Source organism: Glutamicibacter sp. AGC84 (genome assembly GCF_053543575.1).
On the sequence record NZ_JBLVOC010000001.1, the window covers coordinates 123,328 to 138,064 of the forward strand.

Genomic DNA, 14,737 nt, shown 5'->3' on the forward strand with positions numbered 1-14,737 from the left:
AAAAAAAACCGCGACGCGGGTTATCTGAAGCTCTGCGGAATTAGTTCGCTGGAACGTTCAGGGTCTGCCCGACCATGATCAGGTCTGGGTTGCTCAGCTGGTCGTCATTCAAGACGAACAGGCCACGCCAGTCCTTGACGCCAAGCTGGTCGGCAACCTTAGCCAAGGTATCGCCGGACTTGACGGTGTAGTCCTTGCCCGAATCGGTCACGTCAATGTTGAACACTGGTGCCTTTGGAGCTGGAGCTGCGTGCTTTGGAGCTGCCTGCTGCTTAGGAGCCTGCTTCTGGACCGGAGCGGCCTGCTGCTTAGGAGCGGCCTGCTGCTTTGGGGCCGCCTGCTGCTTTGGTGCGGCCTGCTGCTTTGGTGCGGCCTGCTGCTGAGGAGCCTGCTTCTGCGGAGTCGCGGAACCCGAAGGGGAACCGCTAATGCCCAGCTTTGCGGTACATGCTGGCCATGCGCCCCAACCCTGGGATGCCTGGACCTTGGTTGCAACGCGAATCTGCTCGGCCTTCGAAGCCTGGTGAGGCATGCCCGAACCGCCAAACGCCTTCCAAGTGGACAGCGAGAACTGCAGGCCACCGTAGTAGCCATTGCCGGTGTTGATGGACCAGTTGCCACCGGACTCGCACTGAGCCAGCTTGTCCCAGGTGCCTGCGGCATTAGCTGGTGCGGAAGCTGCAACGATTGCGGTGCCGGCAACTGCAACGGCGGCCAGCGAGGCTCCACCGCGGCGGATCAAGTTCTTGGTCTTCTGCTGGATCATGATTCTCCAGTTGCTCTTCCCGCGCTCAGGTCTTCCTAGACCATCCTCGTGCACCACTCAGCGTCGCATTTCGACTTTGATTAAATACTGCCCTGGTGAGTGGTTTGGAAGTCCCGGCAGTACCTGTTTCCCCATAACACTGCGAGTGTTATCGAAACGTTATGAATGACCATAACGCACCAACCCACCACCCTCGCAACTCAGGAAACGGTCAGAAACCCCGTAAATACAGGTCAATTGGCCAGAAAAAAATTTTGAATCGGGTCGGAAAATCACCATGATCCCCATATCAAGCAACGAAAATGTTACTTTCCAAAAGTGGAGATTATCCAGCTCGCTGTGATATGGCTTGCAATACATTTCTGGGCCGTGCCCAGCTCCCTTCAAGGTTGCATTCCGCCTTCGCCAAAGCTGGAATAGCTGCGTCCTAAACCCAAGGCGTCGGGCAATCCGAAGGGGCAATTTTTCTCCGGCAGACGGCCTTTTCCTCGCTGCCACCTGCAAGGCCTCCCGGGCGATGGACACACCGCGACGTTCAAGCAACAGGACAGCTGAATTGCCATGAGGTAATTTGTTTCAAGAAGCCAGCGCTGTAGGTTTGATTTCATCAGTCAGACAGGGGAACTCAATGCCAGTACGAGGCAGCACAAGCAAAGACCGATTCATGGAATCCTTGACCTGCTACCCCCGGGCCCTGCGGGAATTCTTTCGCAACGATGGACTAGACGTTGCAGCTTCCCTGTCCTATTTCATGGTTCTTGCCATGTTCCCCGGATTACTGGCATTGATCTCGCTCCTGTCTTTGGCCGGTGCCAGCGAAAGCGGCACCAAATGGATTATGGAGCTGCTAGAGCAGAGCCTCGCCCCGAACGGACAATCTGCAAGTAGCGACTCCCAGCAATTGCTCGACACGGCCGAACAGTTGCTCGCTGGCTTGGCATCCCAAGCTAGCGGAACGTTCTGGGCAATCCTGGCCGGTTCACTCGGCGCGCTGTGGAGTACATCTGGATACGTCACGGCATTCAGCCGCGCGTTGAACCGGCTGTACGGGGCACCGGAAGGCCGCCCCCAGTGGAAGCGCCGTCCTCAGATGTTCCTGATTACCGTGCTGATCATGCTGGTTGCCGTCGTGACCCTGGTGCTGCTGCTCGCTTCTGGCTCCGTCGCCCGCGGAATCGGCAATATTATTGGCATGGGCGACAGCTTTGTGCTCGTGCTGAATATCGCCAAGCCGCCATTGATGCTCATTATGCTGCTCCTGGTTCTAGCCTTGCTTTACTACTTCACCCCCAACGTCAAGCCAACGAAATTCCGCTGGTTCTCGCCCGGCACACTGACAGCTCTGGTGATCCTGGGACTGTCGGTATTCGGTTTCAGTATTTATGTTTCGCAGTTCGCCAGCTACTCCGCCACCTACGGAACCATTGGCGGCGTGATCATCTTGATTCTTGCTTGCTGGATCAGCAACATCGCTTTGCTCCTCGGAGCCTTGGTGGATATCGAATTCATCCGCCTCCGCCAGCTTCGCACGGGCATGCCTGCCATAGATGACGTACTTCTTCCACTGCGTGATGACACTTTGGTAGCCAAGCAGGAATTGGCAACATACAAGGATCTCGTCCAGGCCCAGGAAATCCGTATCAAGCACGGTGGCGACCCGCTGCAAGATATGGAGAGGGATCCATCCACGAAGCCTAAGCGCAAGACGAAGCTGCTCCCCATGGGGCTGGTTGCCGTGGCGGCCTGGACCGCTAGCCGCATGAAAACTAAACGCGATCTGCGCAGGGGCTCAGAATAGTCCCGACAAGCTCTGCAGTGCCCACCACAGGCCGCCGGAACCCAGAACAAGAATCACCACAACCCACAATGAGGCGAAGGTCCGGGTAGCCTCGGCGATCAGGTACGCATCGGACTGGGCGATATCGTGGCGTCTCCAAACATGTACCGAAAGAAACTTGACGAAGTCTTTTAGGCCAGCCAGCAGCAAGAACCCGGCGATAAGCAAAGCCAGATACAGGTACGCTTCGACCGGCGCAAAGAAGACCACTGCCAATGCCACGAGTGCACTAATAGTGCACACAATAAAGGCCGGCCAATTTCGGACAAAGATCAGCGCCAGCAGGAACAGCAACGCGTACATGCCGAGCGCCCGCCCGGAATAGCCCGTGGATATGCCCCACAGCATCAAAGCTGAAACCCATATCGGTGCGGGATACCCGAAAATCCCGGAGATGATGACAGAAATCTTGCCCCGTCCAATGCTCCGCACTTCTCCGGAATGATCCCAGCCCAGCCGCAAGCCAGCCACGTATCTGCCCGTGAATAAGGCCGCGATGATATGGCCGAGCTCATGAATCAGCGTGGAGTACAAGCCGGTGATCCGCCAGACCGGACGAGGGACCACCAATAGCAGGATCAAGAACGCAACGATCAGCCACTGCCACTGGTTCAGGGCCACGTTCACCGGCTGCGAGAGCCGCTCCCAGGCCTGGGCAATATCTAGATTCATTCCTGCTCCTCATCGGCGTTCGGTATTACTCATTCTTGCAAGCCCCACCGGCCACAAAGTGACCGGCGAGTGCATTTCCCGACTTTCTGGGAAACATCACAGGTGACGGGCATAGTCTGCAAAGCGGAACACTGTGCCGTATATCTGGAGGAGTCTCATGTCTCGCATCGTTTCAACCGCCTTGGCCACCACCGGTTTAGTGGGCGGTTACGCTACCGGTCGTGCCACCAAGAAGCGCCCGCTGGCTGCTGTTGTGCTCGGTGCTGCAGGTGCCGGCGCCTTCCTGCTTTGGAAGAAAGATGCTGGAACCGCTAAAGCCATTGCCTTGATCAGCGCCTATCTCGGAGGCTTCGGCGCTTCGCATCCGCTGGCCAAGAAAATCGGTGCGTGGCCAGCGGTGAACTCGGTGACTGCCGGCGTTGCCATTCTCTCGCTCGTTCTTGGCGGCCCCAAGAAGAACAAAGACGAGCTGTCCTAAGCGGCATCAGCGAATCTGTCGGGGTCTGGTGCTACGTTGACTAGGTAGGAAACAAGTCAACGAAAGGCCCAGGCCCCGTGTTCTTTCTAGATGATGCGTTCATCTTCTCAGCGAGTGACCTGTCAGTCTCCGTTGACTGCAATTACCAGTCCCTGTACCTGCTGGACGTGAAACTCGGCCTGCGTCCCAAGCCTGACAAGGCACGAGACGAGATGCTGGAACGAACAGCGGTGCTCGGCGACGCCCATGAGCAGAACGTCCTCAAAGACCTGATAGCTGCCTATGGCGAATACGACCCGGCGACGGGAACCGGCGTCAAGCAATTCACTGATCGCCCGCAGATGTCCGCGGCCGGTCTTCGGGCAGCCCACGAGGCGACCATGCACGTGCTTCGCAACGGCGCCGATGTCATTTTCCAGGCCACCTTCTTCGATGGGGCTTTCATTGGCTTTGCCGACTTCCTGGTCCGCCAGGAGGACGGCACCTGGGCCGTATGGGATACCAAGCTCGCCCGCCATGCAAGGGTCAGCGCCCTGCTCCAGATCGCAGCCTACGCGGATCAGATGCTGGCAGAAGGGCTCCCCGTGTCCACCTCGGCAACGCTGGTCCTCGGCGACGGGACGCATTCGGTGCATCGGGTTGATGAAGTGCTGCCAGTCTTCCGGGCCCAGCGTGAACGATTCGTGAAGATGGTGCAGGAACACCGTGCGGCCAACCAGCCAGTTCGGTGGAACTCCGATGAACTGCGCTTATGCGGCCGTTGCGATTATTGCGAAGAGCAGGCCCAGGAAACTCGCGACCTTCTATTGGTCGCTGGCATGTCCATGGTGCAGCGAGAAAAACTTCGCGCCCGCGGCATTTCCACCATTGACCAGCTCGCCGGGCTAGAGGATGGACCAGGCACCTCGCTGCACCGTGCCGCGGAGCAGGCCAGAATGCAGCTGGGGCTGGCCCAGAGCGATGGCATGGTCCACGGCGTCTCCTACCGGGTGAAGAACGAAGGCCCGATCTCTTCGCTGCCGCGGCCTGATCAAGGCGACATCTTCTTCGATTTCGAGGGCGACCCGCTCTACCAGGAACCTTCCGACGGCTCCTGGGGCCTGGAATACCTCTTCGGCGTCATCGAATATGACACCGGGGTGCCGGTGTTCAAACCCTTCTGGGCGCATAGCCGCGCCGAAGAACGCCAAGCCTTCCTGGACTTCATTGCCTATGTCGAAGAACGCCGCCAGCGGTTCCCGCGCATGAAGGTCTACCACTATGCGCCCTATGAGAAAACTGCCCTGCGCAAGCTCTCGCAGGTGCATATTGCCGGTGAGGACGAAGTCGACCAGTGGCTGCGTGAGAACCTGCTTGTCGATCTCTACGAGACCGTGCGTAACGCCCTGGTGGTTTCCACCCGCTCATACTCCATCAAGAAGCTTGAACCGTTGTACATGGGAGAGCACCTTCGCTCCGGGGATGTCACCGATGCCGGAGCATCGGTGGTCGCCTATGCCCAGTACATGCTGGCGCGGGATTCGAAGAACGACGGGGCCGCTGAAGCGATCCTCGAGTCGATTGCCGATTACAACGAGTACGACTGCCTTTCCACTTTGCGCTTGCGGGATTGGCTGCTTTCGCTCAGCGATGAGGCGCCTGGCACCCTGCCGGATATGCCTGAGCCAGGCCCGGCCGCAGACGAATACGAGCCCACCGCCGAAGAGCTTCGGCTGCAAAACTACCTTGCGCAGCTTCCCCACGCCCACGCGCTGAGCAACGATGACCGCGCGATCGCGATGGTCGCCGCTGCGACCGGTTATAACCGGCGTGAAAAGAAGCAGTTCTGGTGGGAACACTTCGACCGCTTGTCCGCGCCAATGGATGATTGGAGCGACGCCCGGGGAGTGTTCATTGTGGACACTGCGGAAGTACTCGAGGATTGGCATAAGGCCACCCCTCGGGCGCGCACCTCTACGCGCGTGACGAGATTGCAGGGAACCTTGGCGGAAGGATCCCTGCTCTCCCCCGGCTCATCAGTGTTCGCCATGTTTGATGCTCCGTTGCCTGAAGGCATGGCCGTTGACGACTCCGTGCGCGGCGGCGCATTCAACGCCACCGTAGTCGAGCTCGGTCCGGGCTGGATTACCATTGCGGAGAAAACCAGCGTCAAGATCCCTGCCTACGGTGCCCATCCATGCGCATTGGCTCCGGATAAGCCGTTGGCGACGATGAGCATCGATGCAGCGCTCAAGGAGATCGCCCAGCGGGTGGGCTCCACCGTACCGGTGCTTCCGGAACGGCCGGGCATCGACATCCTGCGGCGGATTCCGCCACGCCTGAAAACCCTTGCGGCACCGGTGGATCCAGCCGTGGTTGATGGACAGGTGCAGATCTATCCTGCCGTGGTCGAGACGTTGAAGGATCTTGATAATTCCTACCTTGCGGTACAAGGCCCTCCGGGGACCGGCAAGACCTTCGTCGCTTCGCATGTGATCCGTGAACTCGTTGATTACGGATGGAAGATTGGCGTGGTTGCCCAGTCCCATGCAGTGGTTGAAAACGTCCTGCGGAAAGCGGTGGAGGCCGGGGTCGATCCCGAGGCAGTAGCCAAGGAAGTCAAGCACGATGATCCGGTCCCCTGGGCTGGCACGTCCAAGGATTCCTTGACTGAAGTTCTCCACGCATCGGGCGGCGGGCTCATTGGCGGTACTGCCTGGACGCTGACCGGTTCGAAGGTTCCCGCAGATAGCCTGGATTTGCTGGTGATCGATGAGGCCGGGCAGTTCTCACTGGCCAATACCTTGGCGGTTTCACGAGCAGCCCGCAATTTGCTGCTGCTCGGTGATCCCCAGCAGTTGCCCCAGGTCACCCAGGGCACTCATCCTCAGCCGGTGGACGAATCGGCGCTCGGCTGGCTTTCCGGCGGCGAACCAGTGCTGCCAGCCGAATTGGGGTACTTCCTGGCAGCTTCATGGCGAATGCATCCAGCGCTTTGCGCCAAGGTTTCGGCATTGAGCTATGACCACCAGCTGTTCTCGGCAGACGCCGCCGGGTTGCGGCAGCTCGAAGGCACACCGGCCGGGGTCGAGACGGTCTTCGTTGAACATCGAGGCAACACGGTCAGCAGCGCCGAAGAAGCCGGGGCTATTGTCCGATTGGTCCGCGAGCATCTGGGGATGATGTGGAGTCCGGGGGCAGGCATGCCTGCCCGTCCATTGGGCGCCGCTGACATCCTGGTAGTTGCTGCCTACAATGCCCAGGTAAATCTGGTGCGCGATGTCCTCGAAGCTGAAGGGCTATCGGCGGTCAAGGTGGGAACGGTTGACAAGTTCCAGGGACAGGAAGCACCAGTTGTGCTGATGACCATGGCATGTTCCAGCGCCACCGATGCATCGCGTGGCATCGAATTCCTGCTTAACCGCAATCGCATCAACGTTGCGATTTCCCGCGGCCAATGGAAGGCCATCATCGTGCGCAGCGAAAGGCTCACCGATTATCTGCCTTCCAACCCATCGGCGCTCTCGCAGCTCGGTGCCTTCATGGCTTTGTAGCTTGATGATGGATTGGCCCGGTCATTCGCGCGCCGGGTCAATCACATCCTCGACTTTGACGAAACTTCCCAGGACTGGCCGGTCACCGCGCAGTTCCTTGGCGAACTGCAACCCATCCACATTGATGCGCATCTGCCGCTGGTACTCATCACCCTGCTGCATCCATGTGCGAGTCGTACCGTCAACGCCGTAGAAGTAACCGAACCCCTGGTCCTTGAAGAACTGGTACCGGTCCCCCGCGTAACGCTGGGTCCGGGCAATATCCGATCCAAAAGGATAGATGTAGTGCCCGGTTTTTCCCACGATCGGTTCCACTTCGGCTTTCCACAGTTTGGTGTCCCGCTTGAGCCGATCCATGCTGACCGTCCCAGTGGCAATGTGTCCCCACGAATGGGACGCGAAAACCCAACCGCTGTTCTTCATCGCTTCTGCGATCTCCGCAGCCTTCTTCTGGTCAGCTTCCAGAGTCTTGCTCTGGGGATACTGGCTGGCAGAGGTGCGGTAGCCGAATGCCCCGTTGTATCCGGTCATTGCGATCAGGCCGCGAGCGTCCCGATACGTGAAATCGGGATGTTCCGCTATGAAGTCATCGACCATCGTGGTCACGTCAAAAGCGCCAACCTGCGTTTTTCCCTCCGCATCGACGTATTCGTTGCGGACCTTGCCGTCCTTATCCAGCACCAGTTTGCTGGCGAAGCCATCACCTTCCATGTATTCGTAATAGCTCAGGTCATCGATGGACAGCACCACTGGCTTCTTGCCCTGGGGCAGCATGATATCCCGATACTCCATCTGCCCCTGGCCGTCGAGCGAGGCGAAATCTTCCGGGCTGACCAGGACATAATCACGCGCATACAGCTCGTCGAGGATGGCTGCAAATTCCTTCTGGGTCACCATGTAGTCGGCGTACCCCTGCGAACTGCTGCCTTCGTCAAAGGCCCTGCCGGGATCGACAATCAGCGAGTGGAAGAACAGGTGAGGTATGTTGTTCGGCTCTTCCCAAGCTGAAACCTGCCCTTTCTCTTCCTCTAGGCCGCTGGCCATCTGGTTCAGTTGTTCGGCGCTGTCTTTCTTGGCAAGTTTAATCGCCGCGTCATAGTCGTATCCGTCAGCTAGCCGGTTGATCTCGGCTCTCACGCCGTCCACTCGTGCTTCTTCCTGCTCAGCCTTTTCAACGGCAGCAGGATCCGGGGCCCGCGTTGGCGGCTCCTGTGCAGCACTGCACCCGGCAAGGCCCAGCGCCAACCCGAGCGAAATCACCAATCGTGGGTTCTTCAATGGCTGCGACCTCCGTGACCTCTACCGTGCCCGCCAGGCCGGAAGAAAACGAGTTGTCATCTGGTTATTTCGACCCTACACAGGTAGCGCTTGAGGCAACACCCTTTCAGGATGAATTACCGAACTTGAGCGATGTCTAACATTCAGCTTTTAGGGAGCTCACATTTTGGAAGGAGTCCAATGATTTAGAATTGATTGGTTAGGCGTCCCAAAGATCAAGGAAGTACATGCAGCCCTCGCACCGCGCGAATAGTTTGTGGCTTCAGTCCCAGCAGTTCAAAAGCTCGGCAGCGTATCGGCTTCTGACCGCCCAGCCGTGGGCTGTGGCCTTCATCCGCGCAGAGTTCACCGCAGACCGTTCACGGATCGCATTGGAACTTTTCCATGCCTCCTTGGATTCCTTCCTGAAGCAAGCGCGAAAGAGCGATGACCAGATTCCCGCCTCGTATTCGGCTCAGGATTTCGCCGAAACATGGGTCAAACAGGGAATTCTGGCTCGTCCGCTGATTGATGGGCGCTTCGTGTATGAACCCAGTGCGCAGACCCTGCGCACCCTGCGCTACCTGGCGGATTTTTCCACCGACGATTCGCATTTGAACTCGTCGCGCCTGAACACGTTGCTCTCTTCCCTGGAATCGCTGGCCCACGAAACCGATCCGGATCCCGAAGCACGTATCCGTGCCCTCGAATCCCAGATCGCGCTGCGCCAAGCCCAAATCGACCAGCTGCGCAGCGGGGATGACCCGGCGGTGCTTTCTCGCACGACCGCCTTGTCGGCAACTCGTTCCGTACTCGATCTGGCATCGAGTTTGCCAGCAGATTTCCGACGCATGCGCGACGGCGTCCAGGATATGCTCCATTCATTGCGTGAAGGCATTCTGGATGCCTCCACAGCCAAGGGCGTAGCTGTGGGCCAGGTTCTTGAAGCTGACCGTCAGTTGCGTTCCACTGCCGAAGGCGAAACCTTCAGCGGATTCACTGAATTCCTGAACTCCCCGGAAGCGCAGCAGCGTTTCCGCGCCGCATTGGCCGAAGTCCTGGACCGCGACTTCGTAGATGACCTGGAGACGCCCGAACGCCAGATCCTCACTAACCTATTGCGTGAATTGCGCCGCCAGGCAGCTGAAGTCCATGCCTCCTATGGCAAGCTCTCTGAATCCCTGCACGCATTCGTGCAGTCCGAGGACTACAAGCAGGCCGAGCTATTGCGCCAAGCGGTCCGCGAAGCTGAACTGGCGATCAGCAAGTCCACGAGCCTGAAACCCCGCAGCGGCTTGGCCCCGATGGAGCTCTTCGCTCCGCAGTTCGTCACCCTTTCCGGTCTTGGAATCTACGACCCCTCCGAGCATGTGGCTCCGCCTCCGCTGGCTCAAGCGCCAGAATTCAGCGAAGCCGACATTGTGCGTAATCCCTCGACGCCCCAGGCGGACATGCCATTGCTGCGTGCATCGATCACCCGGCATCTGGGCCAGTCCAGTTCCGGCTCGATCCGGTTGGATGAAGTCTTCGAATCCTTGGATGCCGAGCAACGGCACTTGAATTCCATTCGTGCCCTCGTGGAAATCGGGCGCACCAATGGCGAATCGCTGAACGAGAGCGATCTGCTCAGCATCCATTTCCAGCAACTCGATGGTTCGATGCGAACCGCAATCCTGCCCGCGTTAAGCTTTACGAAGGAGCCGCTATGACCAAGAGCGATTCATACGCCGCACCGATCACCGAACCATTGTTCGAGGGCGACACCGGGAAGTTCCCGCTGCCGCTGCGCCAGCTGCTGGTCCGGTTGTTGCGCGGCCCGTACCTTGATGGGTCCATCGATGCCTCGGCTTGGCAGCTGCTGCTGGACCAGCAGCAGAGCATCAGCGATTACTTCTCCGAGATCTTCTTGGCACTGCAGCTGGACATGGACCGCAAGATCGCCATGCTTGCCCCCGTCCAGATTGAACAGGTCCACACCTCTCCTATCGCTCCGCGCCGTCCGCTGAAGCGTGATGAAACCCTGCTCGCCCTGCGGCTGCGGCTGTTGCTCGAACAGCATTCAGGCAGCGGCAGCGATGCCGTGATTTCGCGTGCGGGCATGCACGAGATCCTGGCCGAGCACCGCCAGACCTCAGACCGCGATGACAAGCGCTTTGCCGAATCCTGCGATGCTGCGGTCACCCGCCTGCAGGCTTTGCGCTTGCTCACCGGCACCGAGCTGGAGAACGAGTTCCGCATTTCCCCGGCCCTGGCGATGGCGCTGCCGATCACCAATATCCAGGACATACCACGCTACATCGCGGCAATCGACGCTAATGATCCAGCTTTCAGCCTGGGAGCCGAAGAAGCTGATGAGCTCGCAGAGCAGACCCCCGAGTTGGTGCAGGAGTAACCGATGAGCATTGAAATGACTCTCCCGCTGGGCGGGGCACTCAACCCAGGCCAGCATCGTCTGAGCCGGGTACAAATAGTTAACTGGGGAACCTTCCACGGCTTGCATGATCTGGCCGTGGACCGCGCCGGCACCTTGGTCACCGGCCATCCGGGCGTGGGCAAATCCACCTTGTTCGATGCGATGGGCCACGTCTTCTTTGCAACGCCCCGCCTGAACGAATCGGCCAATGACGCGGCCACCCGCGAGGACCGCCGCACCACGTTCTCCTACATGCGCGGGCGCAAGTTCAAAACCAGCGCCGGCACTGTCTACCAGCGCCCCGGCGCGACGTGGAGCGCCATCGTGCTCAGCTACGACGATGGCATGGGCAACACCGTTACAGCCGGCGCGGTCTTCGATCTGCCCGATGCCGGCCTGGAAGGACAAGTCTCCAAGCACTATCTGTTGTGCGAAGGCAAGGTCAATATTGCGGAGCTGGAAAACCACGGCCCGCGCCGCTTCACCGTGTCCTCGCTGTCCAAGGCCCTGGCACCGAGCGAGGCATTCGATACCCACAAGGCGTTCATTGAGCGATTGCGCCGCCGTTTAGGCGTCGAAAGCGACAAGGCCTTTGCCCTGTTGCGCACCTTGCAAAATGGCAAGGGCCTGGCCAAGGGCGTCAACCAGTTCTTCCGCCACGAAGTGCTGGAAGAACCAGCCACGTTGAAGGCCGCGTCCGCAGCAGTGGAAGACTTTGCCCATTTGCGTGGCATCTACCGCCAGCTGGATACCGCCCGCGCCCAGCGTGACGTGCTCGCGCAGGTGCCGGAGCAGGATCAGGCCTACCGTTCCTTGGCTGGACAGATCGCCACCGCCCGGCAATTGCTGGAAAGCGACGTGCACACCCTGGAAACCCAGGTCCGCCAGCTGGTGCTGCGCAATGACCTGAACTCCCACGAAACGGAACTGGCCAAGCTCAAGGCCGAAGAGGCCGAGCTGCGGCAGCGCAAGGAAAAGCTCGATGACCAGCTGGCGTCGCTGGAGGCTGCCCACGACTCTGCGGGCTCTGCTTCCCTGATGCTGCTGGAGCGCGAGGCCGATGTGGCTCGCAAGGCATTGAGCGAGAAGGAGAACATCATCCGGACCCTGCAGCAGCAGGCCTCGGATGCTGGCTTGGCCTTCGAATTCTCAGCCACCGGCCTGGATGAGCTGCGGGCCAACGCGGCACGTACCTTGCAGCAGCTCAGCTCGATTACGCATGATGCCCAGACCGTTGAGTACGAGGCCATGGCCACCTTGGTCAACCTGCGCAAGCGCGCAGAAACGTTGGCTGACCAGATCCGCTCCTACCAGCGCCGGGCCAGCAATATCGATGACCGTTCGATAGCCGCCCGACGAGCCATCGCTTCGGCCTGCTCGCTCAAGGAAGAACAGCTTCCCTTCGCTGGCGAGCTCATGGATGTTTCGGCCGATGCCGGTACCTGGCGTTTGGCCGCTGAAAAGGCCTTGCACTCCTTGGCCCGCACGCTGCTGGTTCCCGGGGAGCTGCTCACCCAAGTCACCCACGCCATTGATCAACTCGACGGCTTGGGCCGCGTGCGGTGGAGCGACATTTCGCAGCCGCCGCGCACCGCTGAAGCCGGCCCGGCAGACCTGGTGGCCAAGCTGGACTTCGCGCCCGGCGAAGCCGGAACCTGGCTGAAGGCGAAGATCACCGCCGACTACCCATTGGCCTGTGTTGAGAACGATGCAGCCATGCATGTGCACCCCAAGGCGATAACCCCGGCCGGCACCATCAAATCCGGAACCGGAAGCTTCGAGCGCGATACCCGCACGTTGCCTGCTTCCGAGTACCTGCTGGGCTTCACCAACGAGTCGAAGATCGCCGAGTTGCAGTCCAAGGCGGCACGGCTGGATGAGAAAATCGTCCAGGCCCACCAGGCTGCCGATGAACGCAGTGCGGCGAAGAACAAGATCGTGGCCAAAACCCAGCTCTTGCAGGCCCTCATTGCCGATGAGCGGACTTTTGGCCAGTTCGACGCGTCCGAGGCACTGGAAGCGTTGCGCCGCAGCGAGCAGAAGCTCGGCGATGCCTTGGCATTGTCCGGGGACTCCTCCCGGGTTCGCCAGCAAATCGAAACGGCGAAGGCCGAGGCAGAAACCCTGGTCGGGGACCTCGCACTGGTTCGTTCACGCATTGCAGATCTTGGCTTGCAGGTGCAGCGTGCGCAGCAGATCCTGTCCACCAGCGATGATTTGGGGACCGGATGGGAGCAGAGCATCCCGTCCGCGCTGCGCCAGCATCAGCTGCTTGGCCCGGTTCTCCAGCAAGTGATTGCAGGGAACTGCCCTGCCAGTGAACAAATCAGCGAAGCCTTTGCCGAGGTCAAGCTCCAGCTGGGCAGCCAGGTCAATTCCTTGCAGTCGCAGCGACAGGAAATCGGTGGCGCGCTGAGCGAAACCTTCCGTCGTTTTGCCCGTGAATTCGGCACCTCGCACGCGCAAACCCATGGCACCACCGCTGAAGCAGCTGAGCACTACGCGCAGCTGCACGACCAGATCGTGGCCGATGGCCTGCCGCACCATGAGGCGCAGTTCCGCGAATACTTCGCGAACCGTTCCTATGAACGCTTCAGCGACCTCTTGCAGTTGCTGGATGAAGAGCGCCGGATGATCTCCGAACGCATCAAGCCGCTGAACCAAATTCTGGCAGAGGTGACTTTCGAGCATGGGTCGGTCCTTCGCCTGGAAGCAGTAAATGCGATTCCAGTTGAGGCCGGTACCTTCCGCAAGGACCTGAAGGACGCATTGCAGGAGGCTTACACCACCAAGGACGAATCCACCTTGGCCAGCTCCTACCAAGCGCTGGAGGCACTGGTTACCGCACTCAGCGACCCGGCGATGGCTTCATGGCGTTCGACCGTGCTCGATGTCCGCCAGCATGTGATGATCAGCTGCAATGAGCACAAGCCCAATGGGGAGATTGAGACCGGCTTGGAACCCGGGACGCTCTCCGGCGGCGAAGGCCAGCGCTTCACATCCTTCATCATGGGTGCTGCCCTGGCCTACCAGTTGGGCTTCGCTTCAGCCGGGTTCACTTCCTACGGCACGGTGATGATCGACGAGGCGTTCATTCAAGCCAACTCCGAATATGCAGCGGCAGGCATACGCGCGTTGCAGGAGTTCGGTTTCCATCTGGTGCTCGCGGCCCCCGAGGACAAGATCGATTTGAGCCGCCATCTGGGATCCATCACGGATATCATCAAGCACCCTGGCTCCAATATCTCAGGCTTCGTGACCACCGGCCGTTCCCCGGCCATGGCCACGACGATTACCCTGCGCAGCTGAACATCCAGAACAAGGCACGAGGTCCAGAATTCGCCATAGCGAGTTCTGGACCTCGTGCCTTGGTGCTTCGCCTCTAGACCATGCTGCGCTGCACGCGATCAGGGATCATGACCACCCGCGGGGACAGCTCTTGGGGTGCGAAGCCTGGATCGATGCACTGCTTCCAATACCTGAGGTGCACCTTGTCGATTTCATGTGCAGAGTCCTGCACCGCGGCACCGCCCTCGCCTTGGATGCTGTACCAGTAGAGGTAGTCGACACCATCCAGGGTTTCGCTGAAGATCGTCTCCACGTACATCTTTTCGCCTTCCAGGGTTTCAAGCACCGCGGGCATATTGCTGTTCAGGAATTCCAGCCATTCATTAGCTAGCGCTGATTTGCCTGGCAGAACTCGGAATCGAGCGAGTTCAATTTTCATGTCTACAGCCTATGGGCTTGAGCCGCACCTGCGGAAAAGACAGTGGTCCTGAAA

General features: G+C 59.5%; 10 protein-coding genes. 6 read left to right on the forward strand and 4 right to left on the reverse strand.

Annotated features, from left to right (window positions below):
• Window positions 1–40: 40 nt before the first annotated feature.
• Window positions 41–766, reverse strand: coding sequence for a LysM peptidoglycan-binding domain-containing protein (locus tag ACNPN0_RS00625; protein ID WP_105657352.1), 726 nt, complete (start codon window positions 764–766; stop codon window positions 41–43).
• A gap of 664 nt (window positions 767–1,430) precedes the next feature.
• On the opposite strand from ACNPN0_RS00625, the gene ACNPN0_RS00630 reads away from it, so the two are divergent.
• Window positions 1,431–2,564 carry a YihY/virulence factor BrkB family protein gene (locus ACNPN0_RS00630; RefSeq protein WP_166650682.1) on the forward strand — a complete coding sequence of 378 codons (1,134 nt, stop codon included), beginning with the start codon at window positions 1,431–1,433 and terminating at the stop codon, window positions 2,562–2,564.
• Here ACNPN0_RS00630 and ACNPN0_RS00635 read toward each other — a convergent pair.
• Entirely contained in the window at window positions 2,556–3,275 is a 720-nt protein-coding gene (locus ACNPN0_RS00635) for a M50 family metallopeptidase (protein ID WP_448937328.1), read from the reverse strand. The two genes, ACNPN0_RS00630 and ACNPN0_RS00635, sit on opposite strands and share 9 nt — an antisense overlap.
• 157 nt (window positions 3,276–3,432) lie before the next feature.
• On the opposite strand from ACNPN0_RS00635, the gene ACNPN0_RS00640 reads away from it, so the two are divergent.
• Both ACNPN0_RS00640 and ACNPN0_RS00645 read left to right on the forward strand, forming a co-directional pair.
• Complete coding sequence (locus ACNPN0_RS00640; RefSeq protein ID WP_105661629.1) at window positions 3,433–3,753, forward strand: hypothetical protein; 321 nt, start codon at window positions 3,433–3,435, stop codon at window positions 3,751–3,753.
• Window positions 3,754–3,830: 77 nt separating this feature from the next.
• Complete coding sequence (locus ACNPN0_RS00645; RefSeq protein WP_448937327.1) at window positions 3,831–7,286, forward strand: TM0106 family RecB-like putative nuclease; 3,456 nt, start codon at window positions 3,831–3,833, stop codon at window positions 7,284–7,286.
• Between the two features lie 21 nt (window positions 7,287–7,307).
• On the opposite strand, the gene ACNPN0_RS00650 is transcribed toward ACNPN0_RS00645, so the two are convergent.
• Window positions 7,308–8,564: a polysaccharide deacetylase family protein gene (locus ACNPN0_RS00650; RefSeq protein ID WP_448938826.1), complete on the reverse strand. Its 1,257-nt coding sequence runs from the start codon at window positions 8,562–8,564 to the stop codon at window positions 7,308–7,310.
• 227 nt (window positions 8,565–8,791) lie between these two features.
• On the opposite strand from ACNPN0_RS00650, the gene ACNPN0_RS00655 reads away from it, so the two are divergent.
• From ACNPN0_RS00655 to ACNPN0_RS00665, 3 genes are read left to right on the forward strand one after another with little or no spacing between them, the layout of a single operon-like run.
• Complete coding sequence (locus ACNPN0_RS00655) at window positions 8,792–10,252, forward strand: DUF3375 domain-containing protein (RefSeq protein ID WP_105661626.1); 1,461 nt, start codon at window positions 8,792–8,794, stop codon at window positions 10,250–10,252.
• Window positions 10,249–10,935, forward strand: coding sequence for a DUF4194 domain-containing protein (locus ACNPN0_RS00660; RefSeq protein WP_448937325.1), 687 nt, complete (start codon window positions 10,249–10,251; stop codon window positions 10,933–10,935). Before ACNPN0_RS00655 ends, ACNPN0_RS00660 begins: the two co-directional genes overlap by 4 nt.
• Before the next feature lie 3 nt (window positions 10,936–10,938).
• Window positions 10,939–14,265 (forward strand): ATP-binding protein, encoded by a 3,327-nt coding sequence (locus ACNPN0_RS00665; protein ID WP_332502923.1) that lies wholly within the window; start codon window positions 10,939–10,941, stop codon window positions 14,263–14,265.
• 73 nt (window positions 14,266–14,338) lie between these two features.
• On the opposite strand, the gene ACNPN0_RS00670 is transcribed toward ACNPN0_RS00665, so the two are convergent.
• Window positions 14,339–14,683 (reverse strand): DUF6176 family protein, encoded by a 345-nt coding sequence (locus tag ACNPN0_RS00670; protein ID WP_448937324.1) that lies wholly within the window; start codon window positions 14,681–14,683, stop codon window positions 14,339–14,341.
• Window positions 14,684–14,737: the final 54 nt, after the last annotated feature.